General features: G+C 60.6%; 15 protein-coding genes. 8 read left to right on the top strand and 7 right to left on the bottom strand.

What is annotated here, in order from left to right; all coding sequences use genetic code 11:
- Positions 1-6: 6 nt before the first annotated feature.
- Both ACKFRY_RS03520 and ACKFRY_RS03515 read left to right on the top strand, forming a co-directional pair.
- Complete coding sequence (locus ACKFRY_RS03520; protein ID WP_408923207.1) at positions 7-1,161, top strand: DUF3068 domain-containing protein; 1,155 nt, start codon at positions 7-9, stop codon at positions 1,159-1,161.
- Positions 1,151-2,569 carry a hypothetical protein gene (locus ACKFRY_RS03515; RefSeq protein WP_408923206.1) on the top strand — a complete coding sequence of 473 codons (1,419 nt, stop codon included), beginning with the start codon at positions 1,151-1,153 and terminating at the stop codon, positions 2,567-2,569. The genes ACKFRY_RS03520 and ACKFRY_RS03515 overlap by 11 nt, the downstream gene beginning before the upstream one ends.
- Here ACKFRY_RS03515 and ACKFRY_RS03510 read toward each other — a convergent pair.
- Positions 2,484-3,593 (bottom strand): glycosyltransferase family 4 protein, encoded by a 1,110-nt coding sequence (locus ACKFRY_RS03510; protein ID WP_408923205.1) that lies wholly within the window; start codon positions 3,591-3,593, stop codon positions 2,484-2,486. The genes ACKFRY_RS03515 and ACKFRY_RS03510 overlap by 86 nt on opposite strands.
- A gap of 24 nt (positions 3,594-3,617) precedes the next feature.
- On the opposite strand from ACKFRY_RS03510, the gene ACKFRY_RS03505 reads away from it, so the two are divergent.
- Entirely contained in the window at positions 3,618-4,385 is a 768-nt protein-coding gene (locus ACKFRY_RS03505) for a class I SAM-dependent methyltransferase (RefSeq protein WP_408923204.1), read from the top strand.
- Here the strand turns inward: ACKFRY_RS03505 and ACKFRY_RS03500 are convergent.
- The 4 genes from ACKFRY_RS03500 to ACKFRY_RS03485 all read right to left on the bottom strand — a co-directional run bounded on the left by ACKFRY_RS03500 (position 4,366) and on the right by ACKFRY_RS03485 (position 9,372).
- On the bottom strand, positions 4,366-5,019 hold the full coding sequence (locus tag ACKFRY_RS03500; protein WP_179387081.1) for an ABC transporter ATP-binding protein: 654 nt from the start codon (positions 5,017-5,019) through the stop codon (positions 4,366-4,368). The genes ACKFRY_RS03505 and ACKFRY_RS03500 overlap by 20 nt on opposite strands.
- A gap of 4 nt (positions 5,020-5,023) precedes the next feature.
- Complete coding sequence (locus tag ACKFRY_RS03495) at positions 5,024-6,988, bottom strand: hypothetical protein (RefSeq protein ID WP_408923203.1); 1,965 nt, start codon at positions 6,986-6,988, stop codon at positions 5,024-5,026.
- A gap of 65 nt (positions 6,989-7,053) precedes the next feature.
- Complete coding sequence (locus tag ACKFRY_RS03490) at positions 7,054-7,326, bottom strand: lactococcin 972 family bacteriocin (protein ID WP_408923409.1); 273 nt, start codon at positions 7,324-7,326, stop codon at positions 7,054-7,056.
- 222 nt (positions 7,327-7,548) lie between these two features.
- Positions 7,549-9,372 (bottom strand): phosphoenolpyruvate carboxykinase (GTP), encoded by a 1,824-nt coding sequence (locus ACKFRY_RS03485; RefSeq protein WP_408923202.1) that lies wholly within the window; start codon positions 9,370-9,372, stop codon positions 7,549-7,551.
- Positions 9,373-9,721: 349 nt separating this feature from the next.
- On the opposite strand from ACKFRY_RS03485, the gene trmB reads away from it, so the two are divergent.
- From trmB to ACKFRY_RS03460, 5 genes are read left to right on the top strand one after another with little or no spacing between them, the layout of a single operon-like run.
- Positions 9,722-10,498 carry a tRNA (guanosine(46)-N7)-methyltransferase TrmB gene (trmB, locus tag ACKFRY_RS03480; protein WP_005325428.1) on the top strand — a complete coding sequence of 259 codons (777 nt, stop codon included), beginning with the start codon at positions 9,722-9,724 and terminating at the stop codon, positions 10,496-10,498.
- Positions 10,499-11,092, top strand: coding sequence for an NYN domain-containing protein (locus ACKFRY_RS03475; protein ID WP_005325427.1), 594 nt, complete (start codon positions 10,499-10,501; stop codon positions 11,090-11,092).
- A 12-nt stretch (positions 11,093-11,104) separates the two neighbouring features.
- A complete protein-coding gene (locus ACKFRY_RS03470) occupies positions 11,105-13,258 on the top strand; it encodes an MMPL family transporter (protein ID WP_408923201.1) in 2,154 nt (717 codons plus the stop codon).
- Positions 13,259-14,275, top strand: a complete 1,017-nt coding sequence (locus ACKFRY_RS03465) for a YbhN family protein (RefSeq protein WP_408923200.1) — start codon at positions 13,259-13,261, stop codon at positions 14,273-14,275. It begins immediately after the preceding gene.
- Complete coding sequence (locus ACKFRY_RS03460) at positions 14,272-14,601, top strand: DUF3054 domain-containing protein (RefSeq protein ID WP_150851218.1); 330 nt, start codon at positions 14,272-14,274, stop codon at positions 14,599-14,601. The genes ACKFRY_RS03465 and ACKFRY_RS03460 overlap by 4 nt, the downstream gene beginning before the upstream one ends.
- Before the next feature lie 189 nt (positions 14,602-14,790).
- On the opposite strand, the gene ACKFRY_RS03455 is transcribed toward ACKFRY_RS03460, so the two are convergent.
- Both ACKFRY_RS03455 and ACKFRY_RS03450 read right to left on the bottom strand, forming a co-directional pair.
- Complete coding sequence (locus tag ACKFRY_RS03455) at positions 14,791-16,347, bottom strand: acyl-CoA carboxylase subunit beta (protein ID WP_408921778.1); 1,557 nt, start codon at positions 16,345-16,347, stop codon at positions 14,791-14,793.
- Positions 16,322-21,028, bottom strand: a complete 4,707-nt coding sequence (locus ACKFRY_RS03450) for an alpha/beta fold hydrolase (RefSeq protein ID WP_408923199.1) — start codon at positions 21,026-21,028, stop codon at positions 16,322-16,324. Before ACKFRY_RS03450 ends, ACKFRY_RS03455 begins: the two co-directional genes overlap by 26 nt.
- Between the last annotated feature and the right edge of the window lie 44 nt (positions 21,029-21,072).

Here is a 21,072-nt window from a genome sequence, read left to right as displayed (position 1 = left end):
ACTGCAATGAAACGCTACCTTTGGCCACGCTCGCCACTGGCGTGGGTTGTCATTGCCGCCGTCATTTTCTTGGTGCTGGGTACCGTGGTGCCGCCTCTGTATAACAACCAAACCCGGCCGCTGGCCTTCGACCAAAACATCAACACCGTCACCGCGCCGTCGGCTGGCGTGTGGATGGATGCGCCCGAGTTTATCGCCGGGGCCAAAGCCACCGGCGATAGCAAAGACCCGCAGTGCCAGGAAAAACAGGCACCCATGTGGTGCTACCTGCACCACGACCTGCTTACTATCGAGCGCAATACCACCACCTCTGAGGTGGCAGAAGATGATGCGCTCGCTAACTCCGATTCGCTCTCTCGCCTGCTCGCCGGCAATACTCCCCTTGCCCGAATCACGGAGCATTCCGTGTTGAACCGCGAGTCCACCTACCCAGTTGCTGCGCCAAAGGATAAATGGAAGTTTGTGCTACCGGCGCTGGATACCGGCATGGCCCGCACCGACTTCGAGCGCGATGGAATCAACTACTTCTTTCCCTCCGGTACCGAGCAGCGCTCCTATCCGTTTTTCGATTTAGCGACGCAATCCTCCACGGCGGTGGACTTCACCACGACGGAAAAGCTCGACGGTATCCCTACCTATTCTTTCCACCACGATATCCAGCCCATTTCCTTGGCTGATATGCGCAAAAGCATTACCGCCGAGGTCGATACCGGCACCGGCGATAAGCAGCTAGCGGCCGAGGATTTCCGCATCTCCGGGCCAGCGAAGCGGTTCTACGACGCCGAGTCACGCGAGCTCCTCGCCTTGGATGCCACTGACCGAGTCACGGTCGAGCCCTTCTACACCATCGGCCGCGATATCTCCGTCGAGCCGACCACCGGCACCATGGTGGACCTGCGCGAGAACATCAAAATCTTCTTCGCCGCGGACGAAAAGCAGGCCGGCACCATGGTGGCGAATGACGATACAGAAGACCGCTCCATCCTTGCCGCTGATCTGCGCTGGTCCGATGAGACCCGCGCGGAGCGCCTTAATGAGGTGCGCCCGGTCATTCGCACCATTCGCGCCTTGATGGTGGTCGGCTGGGCCGGCAAGGCCATCGGCGTTGGTCTATTGCTCTGTGCCGCCTATATGTACATGCGCCGCCACCGTGAAGGCTAGGCGTCTTTTACTCCTTATCTGGGGCACCCTCCTCGTGGCCGCGGTGTGCTGGCCCTTTGCCTTGCCCGGCGAGTTCTTGTGGCGCGATATGGCGTTGCTTGACCATCCGGCCCTTTCCCCTTCTGCCTTTGGTGGCGGCAGTCTGCCCGCCCGCAACGCACCGCAAGACGGTTTCCTCGCTCTCGTGGGCGGCGCGTGGGCGGCACGGGTGCTCATTTTTGCCGCCGCCGCGTCCTCCGCGCTCACCGCGGCGCGCTGGGCGCGCTCTACGGTCGCCGCGGTGAGCGCGATGGCGGTGGCGGTGGCCAATCCCTTCGTCATCGAGCGTCTCCTGCAGGGTCAGTGGTCGCTTGCGGTGGCTGCGTGGCTGCTGCCGGTCATCGCGTGGGCCGGAAAGCAACGCAGCTGGGTGGCGTGGCTGGCTATGTGGGGAGCTTCGCTTACCCCTACGGGTGGTCTCTTTGCCGTGGTGACCGCGGCGGTGACCTGCCGCAAGCGGGTAGCGCTCGGCGGCGTGGTCTTGTGTTTGCCGTGGGCCATTCCGGGCATGTTCAATCCCGCCGCGCCCGGCGATACTGCTGCAGCGGTGGCCGCGTTTGGCCCGCGGGCAGAAGACTACGTCGGCACCGCGGGCGCGCTGCTGCGGCTCGGCGGTATCTGGAATGCAGAGGCGGCCATTGGGTTCGCCGTGTGCGGCGTCATCGTGGCAGTCATCGCCGTACTCGGGGCGTGGCGAGTTCCCGTTCGGCTGAGCATACTAGCAGCGATTGGTCTCGGCGGGGCGATATTCTTCTGGCTGGTTCCCGGTGCTCTGGTGTGGTTCATCGATCACGTACCGGGGGCGGCGCTGCTGCGCGATAGCGGGAAACTGACCATGTTGGCGTTGCCGCTCTATGTGGCCTCGTTGGGGGCGCTGCCGAATCTGCCGGCGGCACTGGCCACCGTGGCGGCGACCGTGCAGCTGCTGCCCGTTCCAGGACGCCTCGCGGTGCTCGCGCCGCGGGATACGGGGATAGATGAGCAGTTGGTGCGCGCGATTGACGGCCGCGTGGCCTTCTTCCCGGAGCGCGCCAATCTTGTGGAGGTACCCGGCGGCGTGGCCGTCGACCCCTATTCCAAGGCGGTGGCCATGGTGGAATCGGGGGAATTGAGCGTAGACGGCACGGTGGTGGACCAAGCCTCGCCGCAATACCGGGCGGCGCTGCAGGCGTGGGAAATGCAGGATATGAACCGGCTGGCCGAGATCGGCGTCGGTGTGGTCGTGGTGGACGGTGCCATAGCCGCGGAAACGAACGCGCCCCGGCCGCAGGTTCCGTGGGCGCTTACCGCTTTGTGGATGGCGTGTCCGCTACTAGCCCTTGCAGCAATTCCGCGAACTGCTCGCCGGTCTTCTTCCACGAGAAGCTAGCGGCAAAATCCCGCGCGTTGGAGCCGAGGGTGCGGCGAAGTGGGGCGTCGGCAAGCAGCTGCTTGGTGGCCGCCACGAAGTCCTCTTCGCGCTCTACTAAGATGCCGGTCTTGCCGTTGATAACGCTGTCACGCAGGCCAAATGTATAGCCAACGGTGGGCACCCCATGTTGGGCTGCCTCCATTACTGCCAAACCCCACCCCTCTTTGCGCGAGGGCATAAGCAAGGCATCGGCGCGGGCGAGCAGGGCGTGCTTATAGTCCTCGGTCACCTGGCCGCGAAAGCGCACGCGATCGCTTACGCCATGCTCCTCGGCATAGGCGCGCAGGTTAGCCTCCCACCAGCCGGAGCCGATGACGTCCAAGACCGCGCCCGGGGTCTGCGCCACCGTATCCATGGCATGCTCGATCTGCTTATGTGGCACAAGGCGCGAGAGCGTCACCAGGTGCACCTCGGCCTCTCGTTCCAGGGAAGGAACGTGATCCGGAACCGGGTCCAGGCCATTGGCGATGATGTGCGCGCCCTTAATGCCCAGCGCCTCTAAATCCTGGCGGGAGGCCTCAGACACGGTGACATAGGGAGCGCCGCGATACACGCGCGGGGCCACCCGGGACTCAAGGAACCAACCGAGCCGGCCCAGGAGAGGGCCTGCCACCGGCCACTGTTCGCGGTGGCAATGGTGAGTAAGCAGCACCGTCGGCGCACCGGACACCAGGCGGGCGAAGAATGGGATGCCGTTTTGGGTATCGATGACCGCATCCACGCCGCGCAGGTCACCCAGCCCTAAACGGCCGGCCAGCATCGCCGCCCAAGCACGCGGATACACGCCGAATTTGGCGCCGCCGCGGCTATAGCGCACGCCGTCGCGCACCTCCCGGCGCGCGGCATTCATGTGCTTGGAGGCGCGAAAAACCACCTCGTGGCCCTGCGCCGCGAGGTATTCGCCCACGCGCTCCAGGTAGCGCTCCGAGCCACCGCCTTGCGGGTGGGTGGAATCGCGCCAGCATAGTAAAAGAATCTTCATCGTGAGGTATTAGCCTAGTGGGTTATGAGACATACCCGTGAGATGGCCACGCTCCGCCGCTCCATTCAGCTGCTGCGTTCCTTCCGCTTTGAGCAGACGCGCCCGGAGATCTTCTACGGCGGGCTCGCGGAGGATACGGCCGCGCTGGTGGATAACCTCGGCCGCGACTTGGGCGTGGAGCTTCCTGGAGCACGGGTGCTCGATGTGGGCGGTGGCCCGGGCTATTTTGCGGACGCTTTTGCCCGGCGCGGCGCCCGCTATGTGGGTTTGGAGCCGGACGCCGGCGAGATGTCTGCGGCCGGCATCCGCTTGAGCAATTCCGTGCGCGGCGATGGCACCAACCTGCCCTTTGCCGATAATTCCTTTGACGTGGTCTATTCCTCCAACGTGGCCGAGCACATCCCCAACCCCTGGGATATGGGCGAGGAAATGCTGCGCGTGACCCGCCCCGGTGGCCTCACCATCTTGAGCTACACGGTGTGGCTCGGCCCCTTTGGCGGCCACGAGACCGGCCTGTGGGAGCACTACATTGGCGGTGAGTTTGCCCGCGATCGCTACACCCGCCGCCACGGTCACCCGCCCAAGAATGTCTTTGGCACCTCGCTTTTCGACGTCCCCTGCTCCGCCGGCCTCCACTGGGCACAGCGCACCGGCGCGCTCAAACTCGCCTTCCCCCGCTACCACCCCAGCTGGGCTTGGTGGCTCACCCGCGTGCCGGGTATGCGGGAATTCGCGGTTTCTAACTTGACATTGGTATTGCAACCTAAAAGTTTCAATGGCAATACGCGCTGAGCTCGAATACCTCGCTACATTGATCCCGGACTCGATCATCGTGGGTAACCACGACGACAGCAGCACCAGCAGCGGCTTGCTCCTGCAGTAGGGACAGCACGCGGTCACTGTTCTTACTGTCGAGAGCCGCAGTTGGCTCATCCGCCAAGATGAGGCTCGGGGTGCGTACCAAGATACGGGCAAAAGAAGCTCGCTGCTGTTCGCCACCGCTTAAGGAAAATGCTTTCTCCTTCTCTCGCCCAGCTAAGCCCACCTGCTCCAGCGCACCGGAAATAATTTCTGACTTCTTAGCCTGCGGCGTCTTAGGAGGCAATGCTACAGCTAAATTATCGGCAACCGAATCGGTATCAACCAGAGCAAAATCCTGAAATAGATAGCCAATATCGTTGCGACGCACTTTTCGCGCCTGCCTTTCTTTCATACGCGTAGCATCGTGACCGAGCACTTCCATGCTTCCGCCGGTGAGCGAGTCCAGAAGACCTAAGCAATTTAATAGCGTGGTTTTTCCGCAGCCCGAAGGCCCAGTTAAGGCGACTACTTGCCCTGGCGCGATATCTATATCCACGCCGGACCACAAGGTGCGTTTAGCAATGGAGTAGCGACCTTCCCGAATCTTTATTACGGCCTCATTCATTCTTCTATCTCTTTCCTGCCCGATATGAGATGTGCACCATTGTCATTACTGAAACGACAGCCACAAGAATCGAAAGCCCAACCCCGTAGGCCATTGCTTCTGGCGTTACTTTCAGCTGAGCGACGACGGCGGGCATACTATTCATACGTTCTAGCTCTCGTGCTTGGCCGCCTTTAAACCATAGATAAGCGATGGTGACACAACAGATTGCGGCGTCAGCAAGCCATAAATATCGATACGCCCGAGCCATGGGGATTCCCATGAACCGGTAGACGCGAAGCCGCTGTGCAAACAACTTTCGATACAAAAAGCCCGCAATGACCGCCATGGTTAGCGCAATCAAAGCCGCAGCAATGACACCGAGGACCAACGCAACGGTATCGGCACGCAGCGATGCGTTTCCCTTGGCCCAAAGATGTGCAGCCGAGTTGGTCTTCAAAACGAAGTTGCTAAGGTCCGGATCATCGCGAAGCTCAGGCGGAACCCCACCCAGAAAGCCAGTGCCATTCTGAGTCATGCCGGCAACAATGGTTCTATCTGACGGCAACTGGTCGTCCGGATAGATGGTCATCACCGGCCCCGCAGTTTTTATCTGTTCTCCCCAACCAGTTTCATCTATCTGCCAAGTAGCTACGTCGAAGTCATCACTATCGAGGATTTCCACTGGGCATTCGTGCTCGCTGCAATAGAAGTCCTTCGGGACCGAATCTGCACTGCCTTCCAGTCCTCGCGGAATATACCTTGTGGGCTCATGCGGCGGATTATTCTGCAATTTCTCGCGCAGTGGGCCTTCCACCGAACGCATCGCTGCCGTGTAATTGAAGCTGAGCATATCGCGGCCGACTCCGCCGAACTCTGCCGGTGAGTCCTCAGAAAACTGTACATATTGAAACTGACCAACCGTAGATTTAGCCCGCGCAAGCTCGGATAACTTGTGTGTTGAATCTACGATGCCTTCGCTATCACGCGCCCCTGAAAGTTCCAGGAGCTGCAGATCATCGGCTTGCTTCCAGAAGTTACCAACGCCTTTTTGCACCTCCACTTCATGCAGGTGGTTTAGTGCTGGGGCTATGAGTCCTACAGCTGCAATACAGGGCACGAGTTTCAACAAGACGACAATTGCCACGGTACTGCGCTGCGGCAGCTTCCCTTTGAGCCGATCCCTCAACGCTAGCTTTTTACATGCCCATACAGTCAGGAGGAATGCAGCCACCATGACCACGAGAAGCGGAAGCAGAAATATTGCCGAGTAGCGCATAATCCCTAGCATCACACGTGGTGAAACCAATACTGCGCACAGCACCAGCGCCACCACCGCGATGGCCAGTGCACTAAGAAATGCACTTGCATAAGAACGCCGAAACTCACGTGCAAATATGGCCCTAGGCGATAGTCCCATAAGCTGCCAAACGGCATAATCCCTAGTCCGCGCGATCGCGCCGGCCACGACGACAGCAAAGCACGTGGCCAGAATCAGAAAATAAATTCCAGCTAGCGCGGTATCCGTGAAAAGGAACGACCACTCTAGGCTTTCAAGTTCCTGATGCTGCGCGCTGTGAGCATCCAGAATTCCATACACTGTATTTTTGAAATCCTCGCCCCCGGACAGTTGTAGGAGTTGACGCGGATCTTTATCCGGCAATTCCGACAGATCGTGCATGTGAACTGGACTGCCCGGCACAATCGTGTCGTACCAACTGCTACCAAAGTCCCCAGCAGCGTAGACGTCGGTATGGTCCGGTTGCTCGAGCTCCACTGCAATGCGCTCACCCTTCGATTGCGCAGCCTCATCGAGTGCAGCAAGAATTTCAGAGCCCTGGCCATCATTCGATCCGACGTTAATGAAAGAGCCGGTTTCAAATATTCCCTCCGACTGCGTCATCGCAAACGCCCAATACCCCAAGAACAATGCGGATAGTACGCAAAATGCGGCGAGAATTCGTTGAGAAAGGCTAACGCCTTCTTTCATGAAATACTTCCTTAACTAAAGCAAGGGTCGCCCATGACGGCGACCCTTGTGACGCTTACCTTCTATTAACACAAGCGGTAATAAGCGCCATCCGCCCCGAGCCAACGAGATGATGCCTGCGCACGGGCCCACGTATTCGCTGGCTGGCAGCCAGAGTCAACGTACTTGTGGCCATTCACGGAACTACCGTGATTAACACTGGGATGGTGGTAGTTCGACCACACTCGTCCTCCACCCTTACCGTGTTCCCACATCCCCCCATCGACAAGTTCTCCTGCCAAAGCAGTTCCCCCAAGTGCACTAGCACCTAGTACAAAAGCAGCGGCTGCGGAAGCCAGACTTTTTTTTCCGCATCTATTTCTCTCCTTTTCCGAAATGAAATACCCGTTTTCCGGGCCGATAAAATAATTTCATAATTATTAATAGTTGTCATCGTTAACGATAAAGAGTTTCACCTTTATTAACTAAGATTAACTTATTGTTTACTTTTTATATCTAGGTAAGGCAATACGAAACCCCCAGCGTCAATGACGTCGCTGGGGGTTGGCTGAGCCTAGTGCTTAGGAGGCGTTTTCAACGCGCTCCTTCAGAGCGTGGAACTGGTCCCACACCTCGGACGGGACGCGGGAGCCCAAGAAGTTGAGGTAGCTGGCGTTATCCTGCATATCGCCTTCCCAGTCCTCCGGGTTGACGGCGAGAGCAGCGCGCACATCCTCGATATCAAAGTCGATGCCCTCGAGGTCGATGTCCTCGGCGCGAGCGGTGTGACCTACGACGGTCTCCTCAGCCTCAACATTGCCTTCGATGCGGTCAATGATCCACTTGAGTACTCGAGAGTTCTCGCCGAAGCCCGGCCACAGGAAGCGACCATCGTCGCCGCGGCGGAACCAGTTAACCAGGAAGATAGACGGCATACGGTCGCCGCCCTTTTCACCCATGTCAATCCAGTGCTGCAGGTAATCGCCGGCGTTGTAGCCAATGAACGGCAGCATAGCCATCGGGTCGTGGCGCAAGGTGCCAACGCTGCCCTCTGCGGCAGCGGTCTGGCCAGAGGCCAGCAGGGCGCCGATCATGGTGCCGTGGTTCCAGTCAAAAGCCTGGGTAACCAACGGAACGGTGGTCTTGCGGCGGCCGCCGAAGAGGATGGCATCGATCTTTACGCCCTGCCAGTCGTCATACTCTGGAGCGGCGCTCGGGCACTGGGAAATCGGCACGCAGTAGCGGGAGTTAGGGTGCGCAGCCTTGGTAGACGAAGACGGAGTCCAGTCCTGACCGGTCCAGTCGATGAGGTGCTCTGGTGCCTCCTTGGACATCTCCTCCCACCAGACATCGCCGTCGTCGGTAAGCGCAACGTTGGTGAAAATGGTGTTACCCGGCTCCATGGTCCGCATGGCAATCGGGTTGGAGTCGTAGTTGGTGCCAGGAGCTACGCCGAAGAAGCCGTTTTCCGGGTTTACGGCGTAGAGACCGTCTTCGCGCAGGTGTAGCCACGCAATGTCATCGCCAACGACCTCAGCCTTCCAGCCCGGAATGGTTGGGGTAATCATGGCCAGGTTGGTCTTGCCACAGGCCGACGGGAAGGCGGCTGCAACGTGGTACTTCTTGCCTTCTGGGTTGGTCAGCTTCAAGATGAGCATGTGCTCGGCCATCCAGCCCTCTTCCTTGGCCATAACGGAAGCGATGCGCAGCGCGTAGCACTTCTTAGCCAGGATGGCGTTGCCGCCGTAGCCAGAACCGTAGGACCAGATTTCCTTAGTTTCAGGGAACTGGGTGATGTACTTGGTGTCGTTGCATGGCCACGCCACATCTTCCTGGCCTGGCTCTAGCGGGGCACCCACGGAGTGCAGGGCGTGGACAAAGTTGCCGTCAGCACCAATTTTCTCCAGGGCTTCAGCACCCATACGGGTCATGATGCGCATGGAGAGCACAACATAGGCGGAGTCAGTCAGCTGCACGCCCAGCTTCGGCTCCGGATCGCTAATCGGGCCCATGCAGAAGGGAACCACGTACATGGTGCGACCCTTCATGGAGCCACGGAAAGCTTCCGTCATTTCTTCCTTCATCGCAGCTGGCGGGGCCCAGTTATTGGTCGGGCCGGCGCCATCTTCATTCTCGGTACAGATGAAGGTGCGGGATTCCACGCGGGCAACGTCAGAAGGATTGGAGCGAGCCAGGTAGGAATTAGGGCGCTTTTCCTCATTCAGCTTGATAAGCGTGCCCTTTTCCACCAGCTCTGCGGCCAAACGGTCAGCCTCGTCCTGGGAGCCGTCTACAAAGACCACCTGGTCCGGCTGGAAAAGCTCAACGTTCTCGCTGATCCAGCCGATAAGCTTTTCGTTTTTAGTCGGCAGCTCTCCGACGAGCCCTGGGATAGTGGCGGTCATTAGTAATTCTCCTGAGGGTGGGTGTGAAAAGTGGGGAAATGAATCCCCAACTGTGCCTTCCACCTCAAGATTAACGTGCTTGTCCGAATAATTTGCGCAGATTTTGTCACACTGGTTATATCCACCGCGTTTACCAGAACTTCACCAAGCGCAACCACAGATACTGTGTTAAAAATCGCCTTTTGCCACCCCCCCTGTCTGGGGGTCTATTCCCCTCCCCGGCGGCGCCCAAAACGATCATCCCCACCCCCAACCGGCCCCACTGGTTATACCAGGATTGATCTCGCCACACGTGACCCACGGCACGGCGTATTGCTTGGCAAGGCTAAGCAGGGAAAAATAGGCCGCAATGAATAACACAGATAACTCTCAAAACACCCGCGCTGGAGAAATGCCTCCAGGGCGCCCGCCACAGACCGATTTCAATGCCGTATTCGACAACGAGCTTGACTACCCACGCCTGGGCAACGTCACCTTCCGCCGCGGCACGCTGACCGAAAATCAGCATGAGCTTTTTGAAAAGCGCTGGCCAGAACTAGGCCGCACGCTGGAAGACGAGGTCATTGACCTCGATGCCTGGTTTGGCCGCAGCGGCGCCAAGACCATCGTGGAAATCGGATCCGGTACCGGCACCTCTACCGCCGCCATGGCGCCGAAGGAGGCCGATACCAATATCATCGCCGTCGAACTCTACAAGCCGGGCCTGGCCAAGTTACTGGGCCAGATCGAGCGCGAGGGAATCGACAATATCCGCATGATTCGCGGCGATGGTATCGAGGTCATGGTGCGCATGTTTGCGCCGGAATCCCTTGATGGCATCCGCGTCTTCTTCCCGGATCCCTGGCCAAAGGCCCGTCACCACAAGCGCCGCATCATCCAGTCGGGCACACTCAACCTTTTTGCGTCCCGCCTAAAGAAGGGCGGCGTGCTGCACGTTGCTACCGACCACGCCGGATACGCCGAGTGGATCGATGAACTTGTGGACGTAGAGCCGAGCCTGGATTACAAGGGCTGGCCATGGCCAGAGTGCCCGCAGTTGGTGGATCGTCAGGTCATCACCAAGTTTGAGGGCAAGGGCCTAGATAAAGAACACGTCATCACGGAGTATCTCTGGGAGAAGAAATAAATGAGCACCTACCTACTTGTCTGGGATGCGCCCAATATGGACATGGGCCTGGGCTCCCTGCTCGGCGGCCGCCCCACCGCCGCACACCGCCCGCGCTTCGACGCCATCGGCCGCTGGCTGGTACACCTTGCCCAGGATGTTGATGCGGAGCCGCGCGCCGATGTCTTTACTAATGTCACCCCGGGCGGCGCCGATGTCATCCGCCCATGGGTAGAAGCCATCCGCAACGTGGGCTTCGGCGTTTTTGCCAAGCCCAAGATCCACGAAGACGACGACGTGGATCCGGATATGCTCGACCACATCGAAAGCCTCCGTGAGGATCTAGCCGGCGTGATTGTTGCCTCCGCCGATGGCCAGAATTTCCAGGAACCATTGGAAGAGCTCATCGCAGAAGGCCTTCCGGTAACGGTCCTCGGTTTCCATGAGCATGCCGCCTGGGCCGTAGGCCACGCGGATATCAATTTTGTGGACCTGGAAGATATCGAGGGTGTATTCCGCGAGCCGCTACCGCGCGTGAACCTGGATAACCTGCCCGAGGGTGGTGCATGGCTGCAGCCATTCCGTCCCCTGGCTGCGCTGCTTAATAACCGCTAGGAGGCTGCCCCAATGTTTGAAAAATGGGGACGTTTTTCCTATGCGCACCGCCGGCTCATCCCCGCCGTCATCGTCGCCGCCATCCTTGCGCTCTTCATCGGCTTTGGCTTGCAGCTCGAAGACCGCATGAGCCAAGAGGGCTGGGAGGATCCCAATGCGGCGTCGACAAGCGCGGCCCAGATCGAGCAGGAAGCATTCGGCCGCGATAACTCCGGCGATGTCATCTTGCTCTTCCACTCCCCCGATGAGAACTTCGACGCCGCCAAGCAGCACTTGGCCCAGTTGAAATCGGAGTATCCGGAGCAGATTGACTCGGTGACCAGCTACTTCGACACGAAGAACCCGAACCTGGTCAATGCCGATCATTCACTAGCCTTCGCAGCCATCGGGCTCAAAGGCGATGACGAGCAGACGCTGAAGGATTTCCGCACCATCGAGGGCGCGCTGACGGATACCTCCGCGCCAGTGGAGATTGCGGGTGCCACGGCAGTTGCAGATGCCCTGGATGAGGGAATGTCCCATGACATCTCCCGCGCGGAAAAGGCCGCCCTACCACTGGTAGGCATCCTCCTCCTGGTGGTCTTTGGTTCCGTCGTTGCGGCCTGCATGCCGCTGGTGGTCGGCGGTCTCTCCATCTTGGGTTCTTTGGGCATCCTGTCCATCCTGGCCAGCTTCTCGCAGGTCAATGTCTTTGCCCAGGCCGTCGTCACCCTGCTGGGGCTCGGCCTCGCCATCGATTATGGCCTCTTTATGGTTTCGCGCTTCCGCGAGGAGTTGGACAAGGGCCGCTCCACCGAGGAAGCCGTGGCCACCACCACCGCAACCGCCGGGCAAACCGTGGTTTTCTCCGCGGCCATGGTCGCCGTTGCGCTTTCCGGCCTCTTCCTCTTCCCCCAGGCCTTCCTCAAATCCGTGGCCTATGGTTCCATTTCTGCAGTCGGCTTGGCCGCGCTCCTTTCGGTCACCGTGCTGCCGTCCATTTTTGGCATGCTCGGCCCCAAGATCGATACCTGGTCCGTGCGCCGTACCTCGCGAACGGCTCGCACCATTCAGGACACCTGGTGGTATAAGCTTCCGCGCTGGGCCATGCGCCACGCCCGCGGACTGACCATCGCCGTATGCGGCCTGCTCATCGCGCTCACCCTGCCCGTGATGAGCATTACCTTTGGCGGCATCAACGAGTCCTACCTGCCGCCCGACCAGGACACCCGCGTGGCTCAGGATAAATTCAACGAAGAGTTCCCTGCCTTCCGCACGGAGCCGGTCAAGCTTGTGGTGGAAAATGCCTCGAACCAGCAGCTTGTCGACGTCGTCATGCAGGTCCGCGGCCTCGACGGCCTCACCGAGCCCATGGCGCCGACGACCGCCACCAAGAACGGCACGACCGTCCTTTCCGCCGGCATTGAAGACCGCGATGATTACGCGAAGATCGTGCACGAGCTGGAAAAGGTCAAGGCCCCTGAGGGCGTGAACCTCTACGTGGGCGGTACTCCCGCCATGGAGGTGGAGTCCCTCGATGCGCTCTTCCACACGCTGCCGTGGATGGCGCTCTATGTGGTGCTGGCAACGTTCCTGCTCATGGCCCTAGTCTTCGGCTCCTTCGTGCTGCCGCTCAAGGCCATTGTGATGACACTGCTGACCTTGGGCGCAACGCTGGGCATCCTGACGCTGATGTTTGTTGCCGGCTTGGGCTCGGACTTCCTCAACTTCACGCCCGGCCCGCTCATGAGCCCGATCTTGGTGCTCATCATCGCCATTGTCTACGGCCTGTCCACCGATTACGAGGTCTTTTTGGTCTCCCGCATGGTGGAGGCCCGCCGACGCGGCGCTTCCACCGACGAGTCTATTGCGGCCGGCACCGCGCATACCGGCGGCATCATCACCGCAGCGGCGCTTATCATGATCGTGGTCTCCGGCGCATTCGGCTTCTCCGATATCGTGATGATGAAATACATTGCCTACGGCATGATTTTTGCCCTGCTTATCGACGCCACCATTGTCCGCATGCTCCTCGTCCCGGCCGTCATGCACTTGCTGCGCGAGGATAACTGGTGGGCCCCTAGCTGGCTGCGCCACGCCACCACCACTTTGACCGGCGGTGCGACCCACCGCGGCAAGACTGTTCCCTTCACTGAACTCAAACAACGCCTCGAAGGGGGTAAGTAAGTGAAGAAGTGGCTGCGCCTTATCGCCTCGCTCATCGTCCTGCTGGTCTTGGTTTATGTCTTCCGCGATGAGCTGGACTTCCTGCGCGAAGGCTTCTCGCGGCTTTCTCATTCCAATCCGGCCGCGATAGCGCTAGTGATCATCGCCTCCATCGTGGCGGTACTCGCCATGGGCGAGGTCATGCGCCTGCTCATTCGCGCCGGCGGCATCAAGGTACCGGCCTCAGAAACCGCAGCACTAACGTTGGCCGCTAATGCCTGGTCCACCACTCTTCCGGCCGGCCCAGCTTTTTCCGCCATCCTCACCTTCTACGTGCAGCGCACGTGGGGCGCGTCCGTCATGTTGTGTGGCTGGTTCTTCGTGCTGTCCTCTGCCATTTCCACGATGTGGCTCGTGCTCATCGGCTTGGGCGGCGTGCTCTTCCTCAACGCGGATATGGCGCTCTGGTCCCTCATCGGCACCTTGGTGCTCATGCTGGCGCTTTCTGGCGGCCTGTTCTGGCTGACCAATCATCCAGATACCATTATCCGCTGGCTCAACCGCCAAAAGCTCATTAAGGGCTCCAAGCGCGAAGCCCTCGTGGATCAGGTCAAGAATCTGGAGGAAGTTCACCTTACCCGCCGCCAATTCGGTTGGGTGTCCTTCTACTCTTTGGCCAACCGCCTGATCGATATGGTTTCGCTTTGGGGCTGTGTGTGGGCCGTTACCGGCCACCTGCCCGCCCTGCATGCGGGCGAGGACACCACGACGATGGCCGGCGTGGCGCTGGCCTATCTCACCGCTAAGCTTGCCGGCTCTGCTCAGGTCACGCCGGCCGGCCTCGGAACGGTGGAAGCCGCCATCATCGCCACTCTGGTGGCCACGGGCATGACCGCGGTGGACGCTACCGGCGCGGCCATCATCTACCGCCTTATCTCCTTCGCCTTGATCACCATCATTGGCTGGCTAATCTACTTCTGGCACTATGCCCGCAAGGGCATTACCTACGCCGCCTTGAACCGAAAGGAAAACGCATGAGAATCGCCCCCGTAATCGATATCATCGCCCTGATGCTCTTCGCCGTGGCTGCCCGCCTCGCCCACGGCGGTTTGAGCTTTTCCACCTGGGTAGATGCCTTTTGGCCCTGGGCCATAGGCGCGCTTATCGGCTGGGTCATCATCCTGGCTGCCAAAGCGCAGGGCAAGTGGAAGGAGGGCGGCATCGTCTGGCTGAGCACCGTCGTGGGCGGCATGGCCCTGTGGATGCTGGTCAACGGCCGCCTGCCGCACTGGAGCTTCCTCATCGTAGCGACGGTGATGTCCGCACTATTTTTCTTTGGCTGGCGGCTTTTCGCCCGCAAATAAAAAAGAAGGAGGGTTTAACCCTCCTTCTTTTTTGCTCCTTTTACTTGGAACTTACCTGAATGCCTGCCTGATTCAGAATATCGACCACGAAACCAATGATCTCGCTGACGATGTCCACAGCGCTAGACAGAATCATAGATAACTCCTTCACTAGGATTAGCTCTTTATATGCTATCCAAGCACAAGGCATTACATCGGGGCAATAGTGTGCTTCTTCGGCAGATCGCTTTCCTGCTTGGTGGCCAGTTGGCGCAGTGCCTGACGGAGCGCCAACCGGGACTGATTCGGCTGAATCATCGCGTCTAGATAGCCGCGCTCGGCCGCGACATAAGGAGCGGTCATGGTCTCATCGTAGAAGTCCATGAACATCTTCTTGGTCATTTCGCGCTGTTCCGGGGTCTCGGCGGCCTCGAGCTGCTTGCCGGCGATCATCACCACGGCAGCGGCCGCGCCCATCACGGCGATCTGCGCGGTCGGCCACGCCAGGTTGATATCGCCGGTCAGGTTCTTCGAGCCCATCACCGCATAGGCACCGCCGTAGGCTTTGCGCACGATGAGCGAGACCTTCGGCACGGTGGCTTCCACCACGGCGAAGGCAAACTTGGCGCCGCGGTGGATAAGTCCCACCTTTTCCTGTTCTACGCCCGGCAGGTAGCCCGGGGTATCCACCACAAAGACCAGCGGAATATTGTAAGCATCGCAGATGCGGATGAAGCGCGCGCCCTTATCGGCGGCATCGGCATCAATGCAGCCCGCAAGGTGCATGGGGTTATTGGCCACAAAGCCGACGGTCTTGCCATCGATGCGGCCAAAGGCGGTGATCATATTGGGCGCGAAGTTCTCTTGAATCTCGATGAGATCCTCGTCATCGCCCAACTGGGTCAACAAGTCCATCATGTCGTAGCCAGCATTGGTGTCATCCGGCATGAAGGCGTTGAGCTCTTCGTCTTCTGCCACTTCGGCGTCGGAAGGCGCAGCGAACTCCGGTGACTCATCAAAGCAGGTCAGCGGCAGGTGGTCCAAGAGATCGCGCACCATGTCGAAGGCGTCTTCCTCAGAGGGAACGACGGCCGAAACGTTGCCGTTGAGCTCCTGCTGGCGAGCACCGCCCAGCTCAGCGGAGGTAATATCCTCACCGGTAACCTCACGGATGACGTTCGGGCCGGTGACATACATTTCCGCTTCCTCGTCCACGGCAATGACAAAGTCCGTGGTCACGGGAGCATAGACGGCGCCACCGGCCGACTTGCCCATCATGATGGAAATCTGCGGGCTGCGGCCGGACAGCGGAAGCTGGCGGCGGGCGATCTCGGAGTACATGGCCAGCGAGGTCACCGCATCCTGGATGCGGGCGCCGCCGGAATCCTGGATACCGATGACCGGGCAGCCAATCTTGATGGCCATGTCCATGACCTCGGTGACCTTCTTGCCAAAGGTCACGCCGACAGAGCCGCCGTAGACGGTTTTATCGTGGGCGTAGATACACACTGGGCGGCCGGAGATGCGGCCATAACCGGTGACCACGCCATCGGAATAAATGGCGTCAGGGTCACCTGGGGTCTTACCCAAGGAGCCGGTTTCGACGAAGGAACCCTCATCTAGCAATTCATCGATGCGTTGACGAGGCGTGGTGCGCCCAGCCTCGTCGCGGCGCTTGCGGGAGCGCTCACTGCCTGGGTCCTGCGCCTTGTCCAGACGCTCGCGCAGGTCAGCGAGTTTCTCAGCGGTTGTCTGCTTGGCCGCCACGTATCTTCTCCTCGATCCATTCGTCCATATGCTTGCCCACGATGCCGATGGCTGGCTCGTCTGGCACTGCAAGGTGATCGCCTTGCAGCTGCACAATTTCTAGATCCTTAACGATAACTCCCCAACCTCCGTCGGGATCAATCTCAGCGTAGCGCGGCTCCAGCTCAATCGCACCGTCGTGCATGCGCTCGGAACGGAAAAGCAGCACCGGCACCGTGACATCGGCCCAGCGATGGAAGTCAATCTTGGCCAGAATCTGGTTATCCACGAAGGAAGCGCGCTGGTGCTCCAGGACGCCGGCGGCAAGGCCGTGCTCGGAGGCGTCGGTAGTAGCGAGGAACTCCGCCAACATGGTCATGAGCGCATCTTCGCCCATGGTCTCCAGCATCTCGTACGGCGGCTCGAAGTCCAGTCCGTAGGTTTTCTTGGCAAAGGCCGCGTAGCGCTCCCAGCGGGCACGGGTTTCTTCCGGGGTATCCGGCGCTGGGTTCGACGGCTGGGTGGTATCCAGCAGCGCGATGAACGCCACGTCCACCGAATCCTGGCCGCGCTGGGTGCGCTGATGCAGCTGGTAGGCCACCTCGTAGGCCAGCGCGCCGCCGAAGGACCATCCGCCGAGCACGACCCTTCGGCCGCGAGCGTAGTGCAGGATGTCCTCGATATAGGCCTCGGCGCGCTCTTCCAGCGAGCCCTCGATGCGTTCTACGCCGTAGACTGCCACGTCCTCAGGCAGGCGGCGGGTCAGTGGCTGGTAGACCACAGTGGTGCCGCCGGCTGGGTGGAACATGAATACGGCCGGACCATCAGCCTCGCGCAGGACGCGGATATTGCCTTCTACCTCGGTCTCCAGTCCTTCGCGGACGAGGTCGGCCAAAGTCTCTAGCGCCTCGGCCTCGTGGACCTGCTGGGCGGTGACCTCGATGCCGGCGCGCTCAGTGAGGCGCTCGGCAATCTGGGTGGCAACCTCGTCGCTCACCTCAGGCAGCGCCGAGGTAACGCCCGCCGCGGCCTTTCCGGTGAAGGTGGCCCAGGTACCAAAGACCATGCGCTCCGAGGCATCGCGCGGGGCAACGCCGACGCCCTGGCCGGGCTCGTCTTCTTCTGGTGCAGGAGTATCCGCAGAAGCAATGTCGCTGGTATCCACGCTGCCGCCGGCGACGGCCTCTTCCACCATGGCAATGACGTCTGCCAAAGAGGCGTCGCGAAGCGCCTGCACCTGCAGCGGCGGAATCTGGAAGTCATTTTCCACGCGGTTCTTAATGCGCATGCCCATCAGGGAATCCAGGCCCAAGTCAATGAGCGGCAACTCGCGCGGCAGGTCAGAGACGTCGTAGCCCATGGATTCCGACACGATGAGTGCGAGGCGGTCCTCCACGGTCTCCTCCGTGGGATCCCAGCGCACGGCATCGACTTCTTCCGTCGCTGCAGGCGCGCTTTCGGGCACCTCGGCCACGCCCGGGATAGGCGCCGCGCCCAAGTCCAAGGCGGAGGCAAAGCCTTCCGCTAGGAGCTCCGTCTGTGCGCCTCGGACGGCGTAGACGGCTACGGACATACCACCGATGGACTGGCTTACCACCGTGGTGACCTCACCGCGCGGTGGCAGGTCGGCGTGTTCCTCGGTGGCGATGATGCGCGCCCCAGGCTTGACGGCCTCGGCCGCGGCCTCCACGATGGCCAGCGCGGATGGCGCCTGGTCCGCATTGGTAGAGAAGGCCACCTTGCCCTCTGGCAGGTTGACGCGTGCGCCCGGCAGGCTGGAAACGCCGGCCGACGGGCGCGCGTTGGTCCAGAAGCGCTGGCGGTTGAACTGGGTATAGGGCGCCTCCACGCGCGCACCCGAGCCAAAGACTGCGCCAAAATCTACCGGCATGCCGGCGACATAGAGCTTGCTGAGTAGATCCAGCAACGACTCGGTGGGATCTACCTTGCGCTTCAACGCATACAGCAGCTGCGCATCGGCCTTGCACACGGCGAAGGCGGTGGACATGAGGCCCATCAGCGCCACCGGGTTCGGCGAGATTTCCACCAGCTGGGTGTGGCCGGCGTTGAAGGCTGCCTCGGTGGCATCCTGCAGATAGACCGAGTGGCGGGTCATGCGCAGCCAATAGTCCTCATCGTGGACGGTGGTACCAGGGCGATAAACCTCGCCCTTATCCACGGAGGAAAACAGCGGGGTGTGCAGCGGCTTGGCCTCCATGCCGGCGATGGCTGCATGCAGCTCGCCCAGGATGGGGTCCACGGCCGAGGTGTGCCCGGCGGCCTTCACGTTGAGAGCGCGGGCGAACTTGCCCTCGCCGTCGAGCTTTTCCACCAAGTCCAGTACCTCTTGGCGGGGGCCGCCCACGGTGGTCATACCGGGTCCGGTATACACGGCGGGTTCGATATTGCCGTCGAGCGCGGCAATATCATCGGCCGAGAGCTCTACGACGGCCATGGCTCCTTGCTCGGCATCGCTTAGCGACGCCTCACCCTCACCCATCAACCGCGCGCGGTGGCAGGCAATAACCATGGCGTCCTCTGCGGAGATGCCGCCTGCGGCATAAGCCGCGGCAATCTCGCCCATGGACATGCCCATCACGCCGGCCGGGCGCACGCCAAAGGAAGCGAGCAGGTCCGTCAACGCAATCTGAATGGCGGTGATGGCCACCTGGGCAGTCTCGGTGTCATAGGTTTGGGCGTCGTCGTTGACGATATCCAGGATGGACCAGCCGGACTCAAAGTCCACGATGGCATCGAGCTCTTCCAAGCGAGCCTTGAACTGCGGCGAGATCGCAATCATGTCCTTAGCCATCTTGCGATGCTGGGATCCGAAACCGGAATAAACAAATACTGGGCCCGGAACCTGCGGGGAATCCGCAGCGGCGATGCCAACGGAAACCTTGCCCTCAGCTACTTGGCGCAGGCGCTTGACTGCTTCCTCGGTGGAGCTAGCCGTCACGACGGCACGGGAACGGGAGTGGTTGCGGCGGGCGACGGTGCGGGCGACGTCGACAAGCGCGGGCTTTTCCGCCTCAATGAAGTCTGCCAACAGGGCCGCAGCGCGTGCCCGGCGCGAAGGCAAGAGGCCAGAGACCGGCAACGCCACCGTGTCGGTGGAAAGCTGCGGCGCGCGTTCAGCCGGGGTGCCGCGGTAATCGGTGAGCACGACGTGCGCATTGGTGCCACCGAAACCAAAGCCGGATACGCCAGCGACCTTGTGGCCGGAGTACTCGGGCCACTCGCGCGGATCCTCGACTACCTCAAGGTGCTCGGCCTCGAAATCGATATAGCGATTCGGCGCCGAGTAATTGATATTGGCCGGAATCACGTCATTGCGCATGGCCTGGATGACCTTGATGAGGCCGACCACGCCCGCGGCGGATTCAGAGTGGCCGATATTGGTCTTGGCAGAGCCGAGCAAAATTGGAGTTTCGACCCCGCGGCCCGCACCGAGCACGCGTCCCAGGGCAGAGGCCTCGATCGGATCGCCCAGAATGGTGCCGGTGCCGTGGGCCTCGATATAGTCCACGTCCTGCGGATTTACGCCCGCATCAGCATACGCGCGACGCAGCACATCCTCCTGTGCCTCCGGGTTCGGGGCGGTCAGGCCGTTGGAGTGGCCATCGGAGTTAACGGCCGAGCCCTTGATGACGGCCAAGATATCGTCGCCGTCGGCTTCCGCGTCCTCCAAGCGCTTGAGCACGAGGACGCCGGCGGCGTCGGCACGCACGATGCCATCGGCGTCGTCAGAAAAGGCGTGAATGGCGCTCGTTGGAGAGGTAACGCCTAACTCCGAGAACGCCGTGGACGCATGCGGGGCGGCCAGAATATTCACGCCGCCAGCCAGCGCCACGTCCGCGCTCCCCGTGCGCAGATCCTTCATCGCCTGGTTCACCGCCACGAGGGAGGAGGAGCAAGCCGTATCCACGTTGATGGAAGGGCCGCGGAAATCCAGGGCGTAGGAAATGCGATTAGCCACCACCGCGGAAGAAATGCCGGTCAGCGCATACGGGTGCATCTCAGCGGAATCGGCGCCGATGAGCATGCCGTAGTCATTATTGGTCGAGCCCATGTACACACCGGTCTGCGTTCCCCGCAGCTCATTGGCGGGAACACCAGCGTTTTCTAACGCTTCCCACACCAGCTCCAACAGGATGCGCTGCTGGGGATCCATATTGGCAGCCTCAAGTGGGGACAGGCCAAAAAATTCCGCATCAAAGGACGCGATGTCTTCGATATAGCCGCCGTCGGTATTCTGCTGAGCGATCTTCTCGCTCATGACCGGATCGGCGGAGTACTCGGACCACCGGCCCACTGGCAACGGGCCGGTGCCCGCGCGGGATTCCGCCAACATAGACCAGAACTCTTGGGCATTCTTGGCGCCCGGGAAGCGGCCGGAAAGACCAATGACCGCAACGTCGGATCCCTGCGCGATCCGCGGCGCGTGCTCTTCTGGCTGGGGCGCCGCAGGTGCGTTCAGCAGGCGATCCGCCAGCAGCTCGATGGTGGGATACTCATATGCCACGGTGGCATCGAGGCGGGTGCCCAGAAGGTTTTCCAGCTCGCCGGATAGCACTACAGCATCCCGCGAGGAGAGGCCATAATTTTCCAAAGGCTTGGAATCTAGGATCTCTTCGGCGGAAACACCGGTGGCCTGGGCGACCCAGTCACGCAGCCATGCTCGCAGTTGCTCGATGGTCATAAAAAGGTCTTTCGTTACGGAAAAATACTAAATGGCGTAGGGGT

Source organism: Corynebacterium tuberculostearicum (genome assembly GCF_046097255.1).
GTDB lineage: Bacteria > Actinomycetota > Actinomycetes > Mycobacteriales > Mycobacteriaceae > Corynebacterium > Corynebacterium tuberculostearicum_J.
Note: the sequence above shows the minus strand (reverse complement) of the source record. Positions and strands in the feature narration are given on the sequence as shown.

What these genes read in the sequence shown, in the direction of transcription:
- ACKFRY_RS03485 (WP_408923202.1), bottom strand. Translation starts at nt 9,372, where the DNA reads ATGACCGCCACTATCCCAGGGCTCGTCGGAGAGCTGCCGACTAAAAAC.
- ACKFRY_RS03495 (WP_408923203.1), bottom strand. Translation starts at nt 6,988, where the DNA reads ATGAAAGAAGGCGTTAGCCTTTCTCAACGAATTCTCGCCGCATTTTGC.
- ACKFRY_RS03520 (WP_408923207.1), top strand. Translation starts at nt 7, where the DNA reads ATGAAACGCTACCTTTGGCCACGCTCGCCACTGGCGTGGGTTGTCATT.
- ACKFRY_RS03500 (WP_179387081.1), bottom strand. Translation starts at nt 5,019, where the DNA reads ATGAATGAGGCCGTAATAAAGATTCGGGAAGGTCGCTACTCCATTGCT.
- ACKFRY_RS03475 (WP_005325427.1), top strand. Translation starts at nt 10,499, where the DNA reads ATGAGCACCTACCTACTTGTCTGGGATGCGCCCAATATGGACATGGGC.
- ACKFRY_RS03470 (WP_408923201.1), top strand. Translation starts at nt 11,105, where the DNA reads ATGTTTGAAAAATGGGGACGTTTTTCCTATGCGCACCGCCGGCTCATC.
- trmB (WP_005325428.1), top strand. Translation starts at nt 9,722, where the DNA reads ATGAATAACACAGATAACTCTCAAAACACCCGCGCTGGAGAAATGCCT.
- ACKFRY_RS03460 (WP_150851218.1), top strand. Translation starts at nt 14,272, where the DNA reads ATGAGAATCGCCCCCGTAATCGATATCATCGCCCTGATGCTCTTCGCC.
- ACKFRY_RS03505 (WP_408923204.1), top strand. Translation starts at nt 3,618, where the DNA reads ATGAGACATACCCGTGAGATGGCCACGCTCCGCCGCTCCATTCAGCTG.
- ACKFRY_RS03510 (WP_408923205.1), bottom strand. Translation starts at nt 3,593, where the DNA reads ATGAAGATTCTTTTACTATGCTGGCGCGATTCCACCCACCCGCAAGGC.
- ACKFRY_RS03450 (WP_408923199.1), bottom strand. Translation starts at nt 21,028, where the DNA reads ATGACCATCGAGCAACTGCGAGCATGGCTGCGTGACTGGGTCGCCCAG.